The organism is Burkholderia sp. Bp9099 (assembly GCF_003857805.1).
Taxonomy (GTDB): domain Bacteria; phylum Pseudomonadota; class Gammaproteobacteria; order Burkholderiales; family Burkholderiaceae; genus Burkholderia.
In genome coordinates this window covers 158175-177077 of record NZ_QTPU01000015.1, presented here as the reverse complement: position 1 = coordinate 177077, position 18903 = coordinate 158175, and the positions used below count along the sequence as shown (strand labels likewise).

Below are 18903 nucleotides of genomic sequence, written 5' to 3'. Positions count from 1 at the left end.
CGCGCGCCCTGCGACGCAGCGGCATCCGTCGCTGCCGCCGCGCGCATCAGAAGTAGTGCAGCGTAATGAATTCCGCCGAACAAACGAGCAACGGCGCATCCGGACGCTCGACCTGCATCGACACCGACCACGTCACCTGCACGCCGCCCCGCGCGGCCTGCGCGGCCTCCTTCACCGCGAACAGCGCGCGCACGCGCGCGCCGACCGGCACCGGCTTCAGGAACCGCACGCGGTTCAGTCCGTAGTTCACGCCCATCTTCTGCTCGAAGCGCATCGCATCGGTCATCAGCGCGGGAATCAGCGACAGCGTCAGGAAGCCGTGCGCGATCGGGCCGCCGAACGGCGACTCGCGCCGCGCACGCTCGGGATCGACGTGAATCCACTGGTGATCGCCGGTCGCGTCGGCGAACCCGTCGACCCGGCGCTGGTCGATCTCGACCCAGCCGCTCGCGAGCGGTTCCGCGCCGACCCGCTCGAGCAGCGCTTGCGTCGACGCGATCAGCGGCAATGTCACGTCCGTCATGCACCCGCTCCTTGCGGATGGCGCAGCCCGAAGATCACCTTGGTATGCACGGTGATCACCGTGTCGCCGGCACCGTTGAGGCCGATCCACTCCGTCGACACGATGCCGCGATCGGGCTTGCTCGCCGACACGCGCTTGTCGTGGACCTTCTGGTACATCGTGATCGTGTCGCCGGCACGCACGGGCTTGAGCCAGCGGATCGAATCGATGCCGGGCGAGCCCATGCTGGTCGAATCCGGCCCGAGCTTCTTGATGAGCAGGCTCATGAACACCGAACACGTATGCCAGCCGCTCGCGACCAGTCCACCGAACGGCGAGGCCTTGCCGGCTTCCTCGTCGAGGTGGAACGGCTGCGGATCGTAGCGTTGCGCGAACGCCTTGATGTCGTCCGGTTCGAACGTATAGCGGCCGATTTCGGTCGTACTGCCGACTTCCAGATCTTCGTAACTGATACCCACTGTCTATCTCCTGTAGCGCGCTCGCGCGTCGCCGTCATGCCGCGTCGGTCTGCGCGAAATCCGGCAGGGCCGCGATGCGCGCAAGGTGATGATCGGTGTCGCCGAGGGTCGTCTCGATGATCGACAGCCGCTTGAACAGGTGTGCGGCGGCGACCTCGTTGGTCACGCCCATGCCGCCGTGCAGTTGCACGGCCTGCTGGCCGACGAAGCGCGCGGCCGCGCCGACCCGCGCCTTCGCGGCCGACACCGCCTTGCGCCGCGCGTCGGCGTCGCCGCCCGCGTAACGCACGGCGGCCAGGTAGGTCAGCGAACGCGCCTGCTCGGCGTGAATCAGCATGTCGACCATCCGGTGCTGCAGCGCCTGGAAGCGCGCGATCGGCACGCCGAACTGTTCGCGCGTCTTCGTGTATTCGACCGTCGCGCGGTTCAGTTCGTCGAGTGCGCCGACCGCTTCCGCGCAGAGCAGGAAGGTCGCGTAATCGGCAATCTGCTCGAGTGCGGCCGCATCGCGTGCGCCGCCCGTCAACTGCCGTGCGGGCGTTTCCTTGAACTCGATCGTCGCGGCGCGCTGGCCGTCGATCGTCCGGTAGTCGACGAGCTGCACGCCCGCGGCATCGCGATCGACGACGAACAGGCCGATTCCGCCGCCGTCGACGCGCGCGGGCACGATCCACACATGGGCCTGTGCGCCGTGCTGAACGATCGACTTGATGCCGGTCAGCCGGGACGTGCCGCCATGCTCGCGCGCATGCGTTTCGAGTTCGTACAGGTCGTAGCGCGCCCGCGGTTCGTGGAATGCAACGGCAACGCGCTTCTGCCCTTGTGCGACCGCTTCCAGCAGCGCGGCATCGTCGCCCGTGCCGGACCCGGCGATGCGCAGCGCCTCGATACCGACCGCGGTCGCCCAGTACGGCTCGACCACGAGTGCTCGGCCGAGCTCCTGCATCGCGACCAGCATGTCGACCGGGCCGCCGCCGAATCCGCCATGTGCGTCGGGCACGGGCAGCGCGGTCAGGCCCAGCTCCGCGAATGCGCTCCATTGTGCATCCGACACGCCCGCCTCGCTGCGCACGATGGCCTGGCGCGCGTCGAAACCGTATTGCTCGCCGAGATAACGGCGCAGCGCGTCGGCGAACTGTTGCTGCTCGTCGGTAAAGCTGAAATCCATGGTTGTCTCCGTTCCCTGATCACAGCCCCAGGATCATCTGCGCGATGATGTTCTTCTGAATCTCGTTCGAACCACCGTAGATCGAAGTCTTCCGGTAATTGAAGTAGTACGCGGCGAGCGGCGCCGCATCGTCGTCGCCCGCGCTGCTGTGTTCGCGCTCGCCCTCGAGGAACGGGACATCGAATGGCGCGGCGAGCGGCCCGATCGCCTCGAACATCAGCTCGGTGAGCGCCTGCTGCACCTCGGTGCCCTTGATCTTCAGCATCGATGCCTCGGGGCCCGGCCCCTTGCCGCTCGTCTCGCGGCTCACGACGCGCAGCACCGTCACCTCGAGCGCCATCAGCTCGACCTCGAGCGCCGCGATCTTCGCGGCAAACACGGGATCGGCGAGCAACGGCTTGCCGTTCTTGCGCTGGTTCGACGCCACGCGCTTCAGGAATGCGAGCTCGCGCTTCGACGCGCCGACGCGTGCAATGCCGGTGCGCTCGTGGCCCAACAGGTATTTCGCGTAGGTCCAGCCGCGGTTTTCATCGCCGACGAGATTCTCGACGGGCACCTTCACGTCCTCGAAGAACACCTCGTTGACTTCGTGATCCTCGTCGAGCGTGATGATCGGACGCACGGTGATGCCGGGTGTCTTCATGTCGATCAGCAGGAACGAGATGCCCTCCTGCTTCTTCGCCGCCGGATCGGTGCGCACGAGACAGAACATCATGTCCGCGTACTGGCCGAGTGTCGTCCAGGTCTTCTGGCCGTTGACGACGTAGTGATCGCCGTGGCGTTCGGCGCGCGTGCGCAGCGATGCGAGATCCGATCCGGAGCCCGGCTCCGAGTAGCCCTGGCACCACCAGTCGGTGCCGTCGAGAATGCGCGGCAGATAATGGCGCTTCTGCGCTTCGCTGCCGTATTTCATCAGCACCGGCGCGACCATCGACACGCCGAACGGCAGTACGGTCGGCGCGCCGATGCGTGCGCACTCCTCATCCCAGATGTGCCGCTGCGTCGCGTTCCAGTCCGGGCCGCCGTATTCGGCCGGCCATGCGGGCGCGGACCAGCCGCGCTGGCCGAGAATCCGGTGCCAGCTCGCGAAATCCTCGCGGTCGAGTCGTTTGTGATCGAGTACCTTGGCGCGCAGTGCGTGAGGCAGATTGGCCTCGAGCCAGGCGCGGACGTCCACGCGGAACGCGTCGTCGGCGGGGGAATAATCCAGATCCATGCGCAGTGTCTCCTGGCCGCGGCCGTCCGGGCCGCCAAGGACACACTGCATACGTCATTGCAGCGGTTCTTTCAGCGCGGCAGGAATCGGCAGCGGCATCACGTCGATGCCTTCTTCGGCCAAGGATTGCGCATCCTCCGGCGTCGTGACGCCACGAATGCTGCGTGCCGGCGCCTCGTTGTAATGGATGCGCCGCGCTTCCTCGGCGAAGCGCTCGCCCACGTTCTCGGTCTTCTCCAGCACCTCGCGCAGCGCGCGCATCACCTGCGCCTGCAGCGCACGCGGATCGGCCGGCTGTGCCTGCGTCGCGCCCGACAGGTTCAGGCGAGGCGCCGACGGCATCCGGTTGATCTCGGTCGTCCCGCATACCGGACATTCGACCAGCTTGCGGGACAACTGCGCTTCGAACTCATCGGCGGAAGCGAACCAGCCTTCGAACCGATGGCCGTGCGGGCACTGTAAATCGAGGACCTTCATGCTGAATCAGGGCGTGTGACGAGTGTAGCGCAAAACGCGCTTTTGTGAACGATCGTGCTAAACCAGGATCGCGCGGCCGGCCAGCAACCGCGTCACCCAATTGTAACGCGGCGCCCCACCCGCCGCTGACGCGTCGTCAGGGCTGCTCGACCGGACCCAGCGGCCAGGCGCCGGACAGCACCTTGTCGAGCCACATCGTGCCGATGATCGTCTTCACGTCGGTGATCTGGCCCGTGCGCACCCACTCCTGCAGGTCGGGCAGCGTCGCCGTGAAGGTTTCGAGGAATTCGCCTTCGTCGAGCTTGCGCTCGCCGGCAGTCAGGCCGCGCGCGAGATACAGGTCGATGAATTCGGTCGAATAGGAAATGATCGGGTGAATACGGGCCAGGAACACGTATTCGCGTGCCGTGTAGCCGGTTTCCTCGCGCAGTTCGCGCACCGCGCAGGCGAGCGCGCCTTCGTTCGGATCCAGCTTGCCGGCCGGGAATTCGGCCATGACCTTGCCGATCGGATAGCGGTACTGGCTTTCCATCAGCACGCGGCCGTCGTCGAACAGCGGGATCACCATCACCGCGCCCGGGTGCTGGACGTATTCGCGCGTGGCCTGCTTGCCGTCCGGCAGACGGACGGTATCGCGCTTCAGCTTGAGGAACGAGCCTTCGAAAATCGCCTCGCTCTCGAGGCAGGTTTCGGTCAGCGCGGCGTCGTGATTGGGTAGTTCGGCCATCGGCGGCTCCAAGAATGAGCGCGACGGCCGAAGCCGTCAGCGTCGTTTGACGAGATACTGGAACGTGAAGCCGGGGAACGCGAACACGACAAAGAGACTGAACGTGATCGCGTAAAACTGCCAGCCCTGTTCGAAGCGGTTGCCGGCGCGCGACTCGAGCCAGAAGCCGAGCGCGCCGACGACGAAATACAGCACGATCAGCTCGCCGATCCGAACCCACGCGTTCTTCTTCGTCGCACCGATCGGCACGACGGCGAAGAGGCGTTGGTTCAGGAACGGCAGGTTGGCGCAAACGAGCGCCAACAGCACGATGAACCAGCCGGCTGCCGACATTACAGCGGCAGCGTGTGACGAATCGCCTGCAGGCAGGCCGTCAGCAGCGGGCTCGGGATCAGGCCGAGCACGACGACCGCGAGGCCGTTCAGCACGAGGATCGTGCGCTTGCAGAAATCGCCGGTGACCGGAGTCGTATCCTGCGGTGCATCGAAGTACATCAGCTTGACGATGCGCAGGTAGTAGAACGCGCCGAACAGCGACGTGATCACGGCCAGCACGGCCAGCCACGTGAGCCCCGCATTGACGGTCGCCTCGAGCACCGCGAGCTTCGCGTAGAAGCCGACGGTCGGCGGGATACCTGCCAGCGAGAACATCATGACCATCATCACGAACGCGAACACCGGGCTGCGCTTGTTGAGGCCCTTGAAGTCGTCGATCGTTTCCGCTTCGAAATCGCGGCGTGCGAGCAGCATCACCACGCCGAACGAGCCGAGCGTCGTGATCAGGTAGACGATCGCGTAGAACATCGCCGAGCTGTATGCGTTCGCCGGTGCGGCCGCGTCGCCCTTCACGATGCCGGCGAGCAGGCCGAGCAGCACGAAGCCCATGTTCGAGATCGCCGAATACGCGAGCATCCGCTTGATGTTGCGCTGGACGATACCGGTGATGTTACCGACGATCAGCGACAGCGCGGCGAGGATCACGAGCGCGGTCTGCCAGTTCTGTGCGAGCGGCAGCAGGCCCATCACCAGGAAACGCAGGCCCCACGCGAACGCGGCAACCTTCGGGCCGCCGCCGACGAACAGCGTCATCGCGGTCGGTGCGCCCTGGTAGACGTCCGGCACCCACATGTGGAACGGCACGGCGCCGAGCTTGAACGCGATACCGGCGACGATGAAGATCACGCCGAACATCAGCACGGCCGCGTCGGTGTTGCCGCCGACCGCCTTGTACACCTCGCCCAGCTCGAGCGAGCCGGTCGCGCCGTAGAGCATCGAGATGCCGTACAGCACGAAGCCCGACGCGAGCGCGCCCAGCACGTAGTACTTCATCGCGGCTTCGCTCGACTGCGCGGCATCGCGGCGCAGCGCGATGACCGCGTACAGCGACAGCGACATCAGTTCGAGGCCGAGGTACAACGTCAGGAAGTTGTTGCCCGACACCATCACCAGCTGACCGAGCAGCGAGAACATGCCCAGCAGGAACACGTCGCCGCGGAACATGTCGCGGTCTTCGAGGTACTTGCGCGAATAGACGAGCGAGACCGCGAAGCCGATCGACACGACGGCCTTCATCATGCTCGCGAACGAGTCGACGACGACCATCCGCGAGAAGAAGTAGTACGGCTGCGGGTCGAGCGCCTGCACCGCGAACCACACGCCGGCGACGACCGACGAAACCACCGCGATCAGATAGGTCAGGCGGCGGCCAGCGGCACCGGTAAAGGTGTCGTTCAGCCATGCGACGACGATGGCGACCATCACCAGCGCGTCAGGCAACAGGACATTCATAGGAGCGTTCATGATCTTGAGTTCCTCCGCTCGCGATTACTGGGCCAGCGGCAGCTTCGACTGCGCGACTTGGGAGAGGAGGTTTTCCACGGAAACGTGCATCACGTCGGTGAAAGGCTTCGGATACAGGCCCATCAGCATCGTGAACGCGGCGAGCACCGCCAGCATCACGAATTCGCGACGGCCGATGTCTTTCAGCTTGGCAACGTGATCGTTCGCGACCGCGCCGAAGTACACGCGCTTGTACATCCACAGCGTGTAGGCCGCGCCGAGGATCAGCGTGAATGCCGCGCCGAATGCGATCCAGAAGTTGTACTGGACGGCCGCGAGAATCACCATGAACTCGCCGACGAAACCCGAGGTGCCCGGCAGGCCGCAGTTGGCCATCGAGAACAGCATCGCGAATGCCGCGAACTTCGGCATCACGTTCACGACGCCGCCGTAATCGGCGATCTGACGCGAGTGCACGCGGTCGTACAGCACGCCGATGCACAGGAACATCGCGCCCGACACGAAGCCGTGCGAGATCATCTGGACGATCGCGCCTTCGACGCCAAGCTGGTTGAAGATGAAGAAGCCGAGCGTGACGAAGCCCATGTGCGCGATCGACGAATACGCGACCAGCTTCTTCATGTCGGCCTGCACCATCGCGACGAGACCGATGTAGATCACCGCGATCAGCGACAGCGTGATCACGACCGGTGCCAGGAAGTGGCTTGCGTCAGGCGTGATCGGCAGCGAGAAGCGCAGAAAACCGTATGCGCCGAGCTTCAGCATGATCGCCGCCAGCACGACCGAGCCGCCCGTCGGCGCTTCCACGTGCGCGTCCGGCAGCCAGGTGTGCACCGGCCACATCGGCACCTTCACCGCGAACGCGAGGAAGAAGGCGATGAACAGCAGGATCTGCGGCGTCATCGCGATCTTGGCGCCCTGCCACGTCGCGAGGTCGAACGAATGCGTCTGCGTGTACAGGTAGATCAGCGCGACCAGCATCAGCAGCGAGCCGGCCAGCGTGTACAGGAAGAACTTGAACGCCGCGTACACGCGGTTCGGGCCGCCCCACACGCCGATGATGATGTACATCGGGATCAGGGTCGCCTCGAAGAACACGTAGAACAGCAGGCCGTCAGCCGCCGAGAACACGCCGATCATGATCCCGGACAGGATCAGGAAGGCCGCGAGGTACTGCGCGACGTTCTCGGTGATCACTTCCCACGCGGCGATCACGACGATCACCGTGATCAGCGCGGTCAGCACGACGAACCACATCGAGATGCCGTCGACGCCGAGGTGGTACGAGATCTTGAAGCGTTCGATCCAGGTCGACTGCTCGACGAACTGCAGCGCAGCCGTGCTCGAGTCGAAGCCCGTGATCAGCGGGACCGTGACCGCGAGACCGAGCAGCGAGCCGATCAGCGCGACCCAGCGGGCCGTCCCCGGATTTTTGTCGTTACCTACCGCGAGTACCAGGAGGCCGAAAACGATCGGCAACCAGATCGCGGTACTGAGAATCGGAAAAGCGTGCATTGTTCTTGTCCCCTCGCCTTATTTGCCGCCGAGCGTTACAAACAGGGTCAGGAGCCCCAGCATGCCGATGATCATGGCGAACGCGTAGTGATAGATGTAACCGGATTGGAGGAAGCGGATCACGCCGGCGAACCAGCCGATGAACTTGGCGCTGCCGTTGACGAGGCCGTCGATCACGACGACGTCGCCTTCCTTCCACAGGCCGCGGCCGATCGCCACCGAACCACGGGCGAACACCACTTCGTTGATCTTGTCCATGTAGTACTTGTTGTCGAGCAGCGTGTAGATCGGGCCGAACGCGCGGCGGATCACGGCAGGCAGCTCAGGACGCTTCAGGTACAGGAACCACGCGACCACGACGCCGGCAATCGCGAGCCACAACGGCAGCGTCGTCAGCGAGTGCAGGCCCATTGCGGCCCAGCCGTGGAATTCCTTGCCCAGCTCTTCGAGGCCCGGGTGGTTTTCGCCGATGAAGATCACCTTGTCGAATGCCACGCCATGTTCGAAGAAGCTGCCGTACAGCATCGGGCCGATCGCGATCGCACCGATGATGACCGACGGAATCGCGAGCAGCACGAGCGGCAGCCACACGACCCACGGGGTCTCGTGCGGTTCGTGCGCGTGGTCGTCGTGACCGTGGCCGTGGCCGTGATCGTCGTGGCCGTGCGCGGCCGCCATGCCCATCGGCGATTCAGGATGCTTCGGGTTGCGGAAGCGCTCTTCGCCGTGGAACACGAGGAAGTACATGCGGAACGAGTACAGCGCCGTCACGAACACGCTTGCGACCACTGCGAAGTACGCGAAGCCCGAACCCGCGAGATGCGATTCCTTCACGGCCTCGATGATCGAATCCTTCGAGTAGAAGCCCGAGAAGAACGGCGTTCCGATCAGTGCGAGCGAGCCGATCAGCGACGTGATCCACGTGATCGGCATGTACTTGCGCAGGCCGCCCATGTTGCGGATGTCCTGGTCGTGGTGCATGCCGATGATCACCGAGCCCGCGCCAAGGAACAGCAGCGCCTTGAAGAACGCGTGCGTCATCAGGTGGAACAGCGCGACCGGGTACGCGGATACGCCGAGCGCGACGGTCATGTAGCCGAGCTGCGACAGCGTCGAATACGCGACCACGCGCTTGATGTCGTTCTGGATGATGCCGAGGAAACCCATGAACAGCGCCGTGATCGCGCCGATCACCGTGATGAACGACAGCGCGGTATCCGACAGTTCGAACAGCGGCGACATGCGCGACACCATGAAGATGCCGGCGGTCACCATCGTCGCCGCGTGAATCAGTGCGGAGATCGGGGTCGGGCCTTCCATCGAGTCGGGCAGCCACACGTGCAGCGGGAACTGTGCCGATTTACCCATCGCGCCGATGAACAGGCAGATACAGGCGACGGTCAGCAGGCCCCAGTCGGTGCCCGGGAAGTGCAGGCTGGCGAGCTCGGCACGCTTCGCGAACACTTCGCCGTAGTTCATCGAACCCGCGAACGCGAGCAGCAGGCCGATGCCGAGCAGGAAGCCGAAGTCGCCCACGCGGTTCACGAGGAACGCCTTCATGTTCGCGTAGATCGCGCTCTCACGCGTGAAGTAGAAGCCGATCAGCAGGTACGACACCAGACCCACCGCTTCCCAGCCGAAGAACAGCTGCAGGAAGTTGTTGCTCATCACGAGCATCAGCATCGAGAACGTGAACAGCGAGATGTACGAGAAGAAGCGCTGGTAGCCGTCCTCTTCCTGCATGTAGCCGATCGTGTAGACGTGCACCATCAGCGACACGAAGGTCACGACGACCATCATCATCGCCGTCATCGAATCGACGAGGAAGCCGACTTCGAGCTTCAGCGAGCCGACCCGCATCCATTCGTAGACGGTCGCGTTGAAGCTCGCGCCGCCCATCACGACGTCGGCGAAGACTTTCGCCGACAGGAGGAACGCGATCATCACGCCGAGGATCGTGATCCGGTGTGCGCCCTTGCGCCCGACTGCGTTCCCGAACAGCCCCGCAATCAGCGAGCCGGCCAGCGGAGCGAGCGGAATCGCCAGCAGCAGGTTTTCATTGAGTGTCGTTGACATAACAGCGTTGCCTGAAATTAACCTTTGAGCTGATCGAGATCCTCGACATTGATCGTGTCGAGCTTACGGAACAGGGTCACCAGAATCGCGAGACCGATCGCGGCTTCCGCTGCGGCGACGGTCAGCACGAAGAACACGAAGATCTGGCCGTGCACGTCGCCGAGGTAGTGCGAGAACGCGACGAAGTTGGTGTTCACCGCCAGCAGCATCAGCTCGATCGCCATCAGGATGATGATGATGTTGCGGCGGTTCAGGAAGATCCCGACGATCGCGATCGCAAAGAGGATCGCGCCGAGCACGAGGTAATGAGCAAGAGTCAGCATGGTTTTCCTTTCCTCCGCTTAGCCGTTGGTGCTCGTACCGGCTTCGCTCTGCGCCGTTTCCGGCTGCGGCTTGTCCGCTTCCATCTTCACGAGGCGCACGCGGTCGTCGCGGCGCACCTTGACCTGATCCGACACACGCTGGCGCTTGCTGTCCTTGCCCTTGCGCTCGGTCAGCCCGATCGCGGCAATGATCGCGACCAGCAGCACCAGGCCGGCGATTTCAAACGCGAAGATGTAGTCGGTGTAGATCACCTTGCCGATCAGACGCGTGTTCGACCAGTCGGCCATCGCGCCCGTCGCCATCGCGTGCACGGTGTGCGTGTCGCCGTAGCCGCGCCACAGGATCAGCGCGGTCTCGACCACGATGATCGCGCCGACGACGGTCGCCATCGGCACGAAGCGCTTGAAGTCGCGGCGCAGGTAATCGATGTTGATGTCCAGCATCATCACGACGAACAGGAACAGCACCATCACGGCGCCCACGTACACCAGCACCAGCAGGATCGCGAGGAACTCCGCTTCCAGCAGCATCCAGATCGCGGCGGCGTTGAAGAACGCCAGCACAAGGAAAAGCGCAGACGCCACCGGGTTGCGCGAAGTGATCACCTTCAGCCCTGATACCACCAGGAGCAGCGCGAAGATGTAGAACAGTACGGTCGTGAATTCCATGATTACCGGTTCATCGTTAGGCCATAGTCAGGCGCGGCTTGCGGGACGCTCTCGCGTGCCGCACCCGTCGCGGCGGCTCGGCCCGTTCATGCCGGGCCGGCACTGCAAACACAATCAACGATACGGCGCGTCGGCGGCCTTCGCCGCAGCGATGTCCTTCTCGTAGCGATCGCCCACCGCGAGCAGCATTTCCTTCGTGAAATACAGGTCGCCGCGCTTTTCGCCGTGATATTCGAGAATCTGCGTCTCGACGATCGAATCGACCGGGCAGCTTTCTTCGCAGAAACCGCAGAAGATGCACTTCGTCAGGTCGATGTCGTAGCGCGTCGTGCGGCGCGTGTTGTCCGCACGCGTTTCCGATTCGATCGTGATCGCCATCGCGGGGCACACGGCCTCGCAGAGCTTGCACGCGATGCAGCGCTCTTCACCGTTTTCGTAGCGGCGCAGCGCATGCAGCCCGCGGAACCGCGGCGAAATCGGGGTCTTCTCTTCCGGGAACTGCACGGTGAACTTGCGCCGGAACGTGTAACGACCGGTCAGCGCGAGCCCCTTCAGCAGCTCCGTCAGGAAGAAGGTCTTAAAGAAGTGTTGGATTGCCGTCATGATTTCGTCCGATCTTTACTTCACCCAGATGTTGAGCGGCGACATCATCCAGAAGCCGACCACGACCACCCAGATCACCGTGACGGGCAGGAACACCTTCCAGCCCAGACGCATGATCTGGTCGTAACGGTAGCGCGGGAACGTCGCGCGCACCCAGATGAACACCGACAGCAGCGCGAATACCTTCAGCACCAGCCAGAAGATGCCCGGAATGAACGACAGGAATTCGAACGGTGCGTCCCAGCCGCCGAGGAACAGCGTCGAGGCCAGTGCCGAGATCACGATCATGTTGATGTACTCGGCGAGGAAGAACAGCGCGAACGCCATGCCCGAGTAATCGATCATGTGACCCGCGACGATCTCCGACTCCCCTTCCACCACGTCGAACGGGTGACGGTTCGTTTCGGCGATGCCGGACACGAAGTAGACGACGAACGCCGGCAGCAGCGGCAGCCAGTTCCACGACAGGAAGTTCACGCCGTGGCCGGCGAAGAAGCCGTGCTGCTGCGAGCCGACGATTTCCGACAGGTTCAGGCTGCCGGCCGTCATCAGCACGAGCACCAGCGCGAAGCCCATCGAGATTTCGTACGAGACCATCTGCGCCGCGGCGCGCATCGCGCCGAGGAACGCGTACTTCGAGTTCGATGCCCAGCCGGCGAGAATCACCGCGTACACGCCGATCGACGAGATCGCCATCGCGTACAGCAGGCCCGCGTTCACGTTCGCGAGCACGGCTTCGGCCTGGAACGGGATCACCGCCCACACGGCGAACGCCGGCACGACGGTCATGACCGGTGCGATCAGGTACAGCCAGCGGCTGGCGGCGCTCGGCTGAATCACTTCCTTCAGCAGCAGCTTCAGCACGTCGGCGATCGGCTGCAACAGGCCGGCGGGGCCGACGCGGTTCGGGCCGAGACGCACGTGCATCCAGCCGATCAGCTTGCGTTCCCACAGAATCAGGTACGCGACGCACAGCAGGATGACGACGGAGACGACGAGGATGCGCACGATTGCCCACACCGTCGGCCACGCGACGCCGAGAACCTGGGCGCCGCCCGCGTTGATCGTATCGAACAAGCTCATTTACGCCTTCTCCACCACCAGTTCACCGGACAGGCTGCCGAGCGCTGCGCCGGCAGGCGTTGCCGCCGACACGCGAACGACCGTCTCCGCAAGATTCGCGTCGCGCACGGCCGGCAACTGCACCGCACGCTCGCCCTGGCGCACGCGCACCGCGTCGCCTTCCTTCAAGCCCAGCTTGTCGAACAGCGCGGCCGGCAGGGCTGCGGCGTTCGCTACCTTCGCGGCGGCCGTCAGGTGCAGCGCACCTGCGCGGCGCACGAGTGCGTCGGCATGATAGATCGGCACGTCGGCGAGGCGCTCGAAGCCGCCGTTCGCGGCAGTTGCCGCGACGCGGGCCGGTGCGGCCGACGCCTGATTCGACAGACGGTTCGCGACGCCTGCGTCGCCGAGCGCCGCGAGACGCACTTCTTCGGCCGTTTCGTATTCGAAGTTCGGCAGGCCGAGCAGGCTGCCGAGCACGCGCAGCACCTTCCACGCCGGACGCGTGTCGCCGAGCGGGCGTACGACGCCGTTGAAGCTCTGCACCGAGCCTTCCGCGTTCACGTACGTACCGGCCGTTTCCGTGAACGGCGCGATCGGCAGCAGCACGTCGGCGTAATCGAGGCCGTGCTTGAACGGCGACATCACGACGACCATCTCGGCCTGGTTCAGCGCGGCAAGCGCCTGCGCCGGATCGACCGTGTCGAATTCCGGTTCGACGTTCAGCAGCACGTAACCCTTGCGCGGCTGCGCGAACGCTTCGCGTGCGTTCAGGCCGCCTTCGCCCGGCAGTGCGCCGACGACGTGCGCGCCGACCGTGTTCGCCGCTTCCGTCAGGAAGCCGAACGTGGCGCCGGTGTTGTCGGCGATCCACTGTGCGACGGCGTGCAGCTTCGCGAATTGCGGATGACGCACGGCTGCGTTGCCGAGCAGCACCGCGCGGCGCTCGCCGTTCGCGAGCGACTGGGCGACCGCTTGCGCAGCCGGCGATGCGGCGACGCCCGCGAGCGCGTCCGGCAGCGCGATGCCGCGCAGTTGCGCGACGGCTGCGGCCACGCCGGCCAGTTCGTCGAGCCATGCCGACGGCGCGGCGACGATGCGCTTCGCGGTCGGGATCAGCGAGTCGTCGGCGGTCGCGTGCAGGAAGTGCAGCTTCGCGCCGTTCTTCGCGGCCTGGCGCAGGCGTGCGGCGAACAGCGGGTGGTCACGGCGCAGGAACGAACCGACGACGAACGCGGCATCCACGTTCGACAGGTCGGCGATCGGCATGCCGAGCCACGGTGCGCCCTGGACCGGCGCCGAGAAATCCTGCTGACGCAGACGGAAGTCGACGTTCGGCGTCTTCAGTTCGTTGGCGAGCTGCTTCACGAGGAACAGCTCTTCAGCGGTGCTGTGCGCGCTCGCGAGCATCGCCAGCGCAGTCGCGCCGTGATCCGCGGCGATGCCCTTCAGGCCCTTCGCGACGTATTCGAGCGCGGTCTGCCAGTCGGTTTCGATCCACTGGCCGCCCTGCTTCAGCATCGGCTTCGTCAGGCGCTCTTCGCTGTTCAGGCCTTCATACGAGAAACGATCCTTGTCCGAAATCCAGCATTCGTTGATCGCTTCGTTCTCGAACGGCAGCACGCGCATCACGCGGTTGTTCTTCACCTGCACGACGAGGTTCGCGCCGACGGAATCGTGCGGGCTCACCGACTTGCGGCGCGACAGTTCCCACGTACGGGCGCTGTAGCGGAACGGCTTGCTGGTCAGCGCGCCGACCGGGCACAGGTCGATCATGTTGCCCGACAGTTCGGAGTCGACCGTCTTGCCGACGAACGTCGTGATTTCCGAGTGCTCGCCGCGGCCCAGCATGCCGAGCTCCACCACGCCGGCGATTTCCTGGCCGAAGCGGACGCAGCGCGTGCAGTGGATGCAGCGCGACATTTCTTCCATCGAGATCAGCGGGCCCACGTTCTTGTGGAACACCACGCGCTTCTCTTCCGAGTAGCGCGACGACGACTTGCCGTAGCCGACCGCCAGATCCTGCAGCTGGCATTCGCCGCCCTGATCGCAGATCGGGCAGTCGAGCGGATGGTTGATGAGGAGGAATTCCATCACCGACTGCTGCGCCTTCACGGCCTTGTCGGACTGCGTGTGCACGATCATGCCGGCCGACACGGGCGTCGCGCAGGCAGGCACGGCCTTCGGCATCTTCTCGACTTCGACGAGACACATCCGGCAGTTGGCCGCGACCGACAGTTTCTTGTGATAGCAGAAGTGAGGAATGTACGTATCCGCCTTGTGCGCAGCCTGGATCACCATGCTGCCTTCGGGCACCTCGACCTTCTTGCCGTCTATTTCAAGTTCAACCATGATGGTGAATGGTCCTTAACCTATTTCCGCCCGTTCGCGCCTTCGCCCGACCGTGCGCTCAAATTCCGCAACCGGTGCTTCGCTTCAGGCTGCCGCCACGTGCGCGTGGCCGCCGACCATGCAGTGCTTGTGCTCGACGTGGTACGCGAATTCGTCCCAGTAATGCTTGAGCATCCCGCGAACCGGCATCGCCGCCGCATCGCCGAGCGCGCAGATCGTGCGGCCCATGATGTTCTCGGCAACCGAGTTCAGCAGGTCCAGATCTTCCTGGCGGCCTTCGCCGTGCTCGATACGATTCACGACGCGATACAGCCAGCCGGTGCCTTCACGGCACGGCGTGCACTGGCCGCACGATTCCTCGTAGTAGAAGTACGACAGGCGCAGCAGCGAACGCACCATGCAGCGCGTCTCGTCCATCACGATCACCGCGCCGGAGCCGAGCATCGAGCCCGCCTTCGCGATCGAGTCGTAATCGAGATCGGTCTGCATCATGATGTCGCCCGGGATCACCGGCGCCGACGAGCCGCCCGGAATCACGGCCTTGATCTTGCGGCCGCCGCGCATCCCGCCGGCGAGTTCCATCAGCGTCGCGAACGGCGTGCCGAGCGGCACTTCATAGTTGCCCGGACGCTCGACGTCGCCCGACACCGAGAAAATCTTCGTGCCGCCGTTGTTCGGCTTGCCGATCTCGAGGTAATTCTGCGGCCCGATGGACAGCAGGAACGGCACCGCGGCAAACGTCTCGGTGTTGTTGATCGTGGTCGGCTTGCCGTACACGCCGAAGCTCGCCGGGAACGGCGGCTTGAAGCGCGGCTGGCCCTTCTTGCCTTCGAGCGACTCGAGCAGCGCCGTTTCCTCGCCGCAGATGTACGCGCCGTAACCGTGGTGCGCGTGCAGCTGGAACGAGAATTCCGAGCCCATGATGTTGTCGCCGAGGAAACCCGCGGCGCGCGCCTCATCGAGCGCGGCCTCGAAGCGTCGATACACTTCGAAGATTTCGCCGTGAATGTAGTTGTAGCCGACGGTGATGCCCATCGCGTACGCGCCGATGGCCATGCCTTCGATCAGCGCATGCGGGTTCCAGCGCAGGATGTCGCGATCCTTGAACGTGCCCGGCTCGCCTTCGTCCGAGTTGCAGACGAGGTACTTCTGTCCCGGGAACTGGCGCGGCATGAAGCTCCACTTCAGGCCGGTCGGGAAGCCCGCACCGCCACGGCCACGCAGGCCCGACGCCTTCACGTCGGCAATCACCTGCTCCGGCGGAATCTTTTCTTCGAGAATGCGGCGCAGCTGCTTGTAGCCGCCGCGCGCAACGTAGTCTTCGAGATGCCAGTTCTCGCCGTTCAGACCAGCGAGGATCAGCGGTTTGATGTGACGGTCGTGGAGGGACGTCATTTCGAGAGCTCCTCAAGCAGCTGGTCGATCTTCTCGCGGCTCATGAAGCTGCACATTCTGTGATTGTTCACCAGCAGCACCGGCGCATCGCCGCACGAGCCCATGCATTCGCCTTCCTTCAGCGTGAACTTGCCGTCGGGCGTGGTCTCGCCGAAGCCGATGCCCAGCTTCTGTTTCAGGTAGTCGGCCGTCGCTTCCGCGCCGCCGTGCGGGCCAAGCTGGCACGGCAGGTTCGTGCAGAGCGTGATCTTGTGCTTGCCGACCGGTTTGAGCTCGTACATCGTGTAGAACGTCGCGACTTCCTGCACGGCGACGGCCGGCATGCCGAGATAGTCCGCGACGAACTGCATCAGTTCGGGCGACAGCCAGCCGTGCTCTTCCTGAGCGACGGCCAACGCCGACATCACGGCGGACTGTTTCTGATCGGCGGGATACTTCGTCAACGCTCGATCGATTTCCTTCAGGCCTTCAGCTGAGATCATTTTCAGACACGACTCTTTCAATTCCTACCGAACGAACAACCTGCCGCACTGCTGTGCATGGACGGCAGACCTGGCGCTCACTGTTGACAGCTTGCGAAGCCGCGCCGGCTCGGCGCATACCGCATGTGACTTCGCGTGTGACTGACCGCTCGCCGCCCGCTCGCGCAAGCGGCGCAACCATTAGCGATCGATTTCGCCGAACACGATGTCCTGCGTACCGATGATCGTGACGGCGTCGGCAATCATGTGACCGCGCGCCATTTCGTCGAGCGACGCGAGGTGCGCGAAGCCCGGTGCGCGGATCTTGAGGCGATACGGCTTGTTGGCACCGTCCGACACGAGGTAGATGCCGAACTCGCCCTTCGGATGCTCGACTGCCGCGTACGCCTCGCCTTCCGGCACGTGAAAACCTTCGGTGAAGAGCTTGAAGTGGTGAATCAAGTCTTCCATGTTGGTCTTCATGCCGACGCGCGACGGCGGCGCAACCTTGTGATTGTCGGTCATCACCGGGCCCGGATTCTTGCGGAGCCACTCAATACACTGTTTCGCGATACGGACCGACTGGCGCATTTCTTCCACGCGCACCAGATAGCGGTCGTAGCAATCGCCGTTCACGCCGACCGGCACGTCGAAATCCATGCGGTCGTACACTTCGTACGGCTGCTTCTTGCGCAGGTCCCAGGCGATGCCCGAGCCGCGCAGCATCGGGCCCGTCAGGCCCATCTGCAGCGCACGCTCCGGGCTGACGACGCCGATCCCGACCAGACGCTGCTTCCAGATCCGGTTGTCGGTCAGCAGCGTTTCGTATTCGTCGACGCACTTCGGGAAGCGCGTGAAGAAGTCGTCGATGAAGTCGAGCACCGAGCCGCTGCGCGCTTCGTTCATCTTCGCGAGCGCCTTCTCGTTGCGAATCTTCGACGCCTTGTATTGCGGCATTGCGTCAGGCAGGTCGCGATAGACGCCGCCCGGACGGTAGTACGCCGCGTGCATCCGGGCACCGGACACCGCTTCGTACACGTCCATCAGGTCTTCGCGCTCGCGGAATGCGTACAGGAACACGGCCATCGCGCCGACGTCGAGTGCGTGCGCGCCGATCCACATCAGGTGGTTCAGCACGCGGGTGATCTCGTCGAACAGCACGCGGATGTACTGCGCGCGCTCCGGCACGTCGATGCCGAGCAGGCGCTCGATCGCGAGCACGTAGCCATGCTCGTTGACCATCATCGACACGTAGTCGAGACGGTCCATGTACGGCACGGACTGGATGAAGGTCTTGCTTTCCGCGAGCTTTTCGGTCGCGCGGTGCAGCAGGCCGATGTGCGGATCGGCACGCTGGATGACTTCGCCGTCGAGCTCGAGCACCAGGCGCAGCACGCCGTGCGCTGCCGGGTGCTGCGGGCCGAAGTTGAGGGTGTAGTTCTTGATTTCTGCCATGACGCCCCCTTAATGTTTCAGACCGCCATAGCGATCCTCGCGGATCACGCGCGGCGTGATTTCGCGCGGCTCGATCGTCACCGGCTGGTAGACGACCCGCTTCTCTTCCGGGTCGTAACGCATTTCGACATAGCCCGACACCGGGAAGTCCTTGCGGAACGGATGGCCGATGAAGCCGTAGTCGGTGAGGATGCGGCGCAGGTCGGGGTGACCCTCGAACACGAGGCCGTACAGGTCGAACGCTTCGCGCTCGTACCAGTTTGCGGAGGTCCAGATGTCGACGAGCGACGCCACGATCGGCAGATCGTCGTCCGGCGCGAACACGCGCAGGCGCAGGCGCCAGTTGTTCGTGACCGACAGCAGCTGCGACACGGCCGCGAAACGCGGGCCGTCGTAGGCGCCGTCGCCGTACGTTTGATAGTCGATGCCGCACAGGTCGATCAGCTGCTCGAAACGGAGCTTCGGATCGTCGCGCAGCGTCTTTGCGACTTCGAGGTAATCGCTCGCCTTCACGACGAGCGTCAGTTCACCGATCGCTTCGGTGAGGCTCACCACGCGCGCGCCGAGCGCGGCTTCGAGGTTGGCCTTGAGGGTCTCGATTTTGCTTGCCATATTGAGGGGACG

At 64.3% G+C, this 18903-nt stretch carries 19 protein-coding genes; all 19 read right to left on the bottom strand.

Annotated features, from left to right (window positions below; translation table 11 throughout):
• Positions 1-46: 46 nt before the first annotated feature.
• Positions 47-523 (bottom strand): MaoC family dehydratase, encoded by a 477-nt coding sequence (locus DIE17_RS19545; RefSeq protein WP_124487235.1) that lies wholly within the window; start codon positions 521-523, stop codon positions 47-49.
• On the bottom strand, positions 520-981 hold the full coding sequence (locus tag DIE17_RS19540) for a MaoC family dehydratase (RefSeq protein ID WP_044844653.1): 462 nt from the start codon (positions 979-981) through the stop codon (positions 520-522). Before DIE17_RS19540 ends, DIE17_RS19545 begins: the two co-directional genes overlap by 4 nt.
• 34 nt (positions 982-1015) lie before the next feature.
• The gene (locus DIE17_RS19535; protein WP_124522496.1) at positions 1016-2149 is read right to left on the bottom strand and encodes an acyl-CoA dehydrogenase family protein; all 1134 of its coding nucleotides are present in this window, start codon (positions 2147-2149) and stop codon (positions 1016-1018) included.
• 19 nt (positions 2150-2168) lie between these two features.
• A complete protein-coding gene (locus tag DIE17_RS19530) occupies positions 2169-3365 on the bottom strand; it encodes an acyl-CoA dehydrogenase family protein (protein WP_124522494.1) in 1197 nt (398 codons plus the stop codon).
• 54 nt (positions 3366-3419) lie between these two features.
• Complete coding sequence (locus tag DIE17_RS19525; protein WP_006756910.1) at positions 3420-3842, bottom strand: DUF1178 family protein; 423 nt, start codon at positions 3840-3842, stop codon at positions 3420-3422.
• A 136-nt stretch (positions 3843-3978) separates the two neighbouring features.
• Positions 3979-4569, bottom strand: coding sequence for an NUDIX domain-containing protein (locus DIE17_RS19520; RefSeq protein WP_044844655.1), 591 nt, complete (start codon positions 4567-4569; stop codon positions 3979-3981).
• A 36-nt stretch (positions 4570-4605) separates the two neighbouring features.
• Complete coding sequence (locus DIE17_RS19515) at positions 4606-4902, bottom strand: DUF2818 family protein (protein WP_044844656.1); 297 nt, start codon at positions 4900-4902, stop codon at positions 4606-4608.
• Positions 4902-6356 (bottom strand): NADH-quinone oxidoreductase subunit NuoN, encoded by a 1455-nt coding sequence (gene nuoN, locus DIE17_RS19510; RefSeq protein ID WP_185500423.1) that lies wholly within the window; start codon positions 6354-6356, stop codon positions 4902-4904. The genes DIE17_RS19515 and nuoN overlap by 1 nt, the downstream gene beginning before the upstream one ends.
• 36 nt (positions 6357-6392) lie before the next feature.
• Positions 6393-7883 carry an NADH-quinone oxidoreductase subunit M gene (locus DIE17_RS19505; RefSeq protein WP_044844658.1) on the bottom strand — a complete coding sequence of 497 codons (1491 nt, stop codon included), beginning with the start codon at positions 7881-7883 and terminating at the stop codon, positions 6393-6395.
• Positions 7884-7901: 18 nt separating this feature from the next.
• On the bottom strand, positions 7902-9959 hold the full coding sequence (gene nuoL / locus DIE17_RS19500; protein ID WP_124487230.1) for an NADH-quinone oxidoreductase subunit L: 2058 nt from the start codon (positions 9957-9959) through the stop codon (positions 7902-7904).
• Positions 9960-9976: 17 nt separating this feature from the next.
• Positions 9977-10282 (bottom strand): NADH-quinone oxidoreductase subunit NuoK, encoded by a 306-nt coding sequence (gene nuoK / locus DIE17_RS19495; protein ID WP_004185739.1) that lies wholly within the window; start codon positions 10280-10282, stop codon positions 9977-9979.
• Positions 10283-10300: 18 nt separating this feature from the next.
• Positions 10301-10951 carry an NADH-quinone oxidoreductase subunit J gene (locus tag DIE17_RS19490; protein ID WP_044844660.1) on the bottom strand — a complete coding sequence of 217 codons (651 nt, stop codon included), beginning with the start codon at positions 10949-10951 and terminating at the stop codon, positions 10301-10303.
• Between the two features lie 114 nt (positions 10952-11065).
• On the bottom strand, positions 11066-11554 hold the full coding sequence (nuoI, locus tag DIE17_RS19485; protein WP_011885529.1) for an NADH-quinone oxidoreductase subunit NuoI: 489 nt from the start codon (positions 11552-11554) through the stop codon (positions 11066-11068).
• 15 nt (positions 11555-11569) lie between these two features.
• On the bottom strand, positions 11570-12637 hold the full coding sequence (gene nuoH, locus DIE17_RS19480) for an NADH-quinone oxidoreductase subunit NuoH (protein WP_044844661.1): 1068 nt from the start codon (positions 12635-12637) through the stop codon (positions 11570-11572).
• Positions 12638-14968: an NADH-quinone oxidoreductase subunit NuoG gene (nuoG, locus tag DIE17_RS19475; RefSeq protein ID WP_124921220.1), complete on the bottom strand. Its 2331-nt coding sequence runs from the start codon at positions 14966-14968 to the stop codon at positions 12638-12640.
• 84 nt (positions 14969-15052) lie between these two features.
• Entirely contained in the window at positions 15053-16363 is a 1311-nt protein-coding gene (gene nuoF / locus DIE17_RS19470) for an NADH-quinone oxidoreductase subunit NuoF (protein WP_124523241.1), read from the bottom strand.
• Positions 16360-16845 carry an NADH-quinone oxidoreductase subunit NuoE gene (nuoE, locus tag DIE17_RS19465; RefSeq protein WP_006478266.1) on the bottom strand — a complete coding sequence of 162 codons (486 nt, stop codon included), beginning with the start codon at positions 16843-16845 and terminating at the stop codon, positions 16360-16362. The genes nuoF and nuoE overlap by 4 nt, the downstream gene beginning before the upstream one ends.
• Before the next feature lie 180 nt (positions 16846-17025).
• The gene (locus DIE17_RS19460) at positions 17026-18279 is read right to left on the bottom strand and encodes an NADH-quinone oxidoreductase subunit D (protein WP_044844663.1); all 1254 of its coding nucleotides are present in this window, start codon (positions 18277-18279) and stop codon (positions 17026-17028) included.
• 9 nt (positions 18280-18288) lie between these two features.
• Positions 18289-18891: an NADH-quinone oxidoreductase subunit C gene (locus DIE17_RS19455; protein WP_044844664.1), complete on the bottom strand. Its 603-nt coding sequence runs from the start codon at positions 18889-18891 to the stop codon at positions 18289-18291.
• Between the last annotated feature and the right edge of the window lie 12 nt (positions 18892-18903).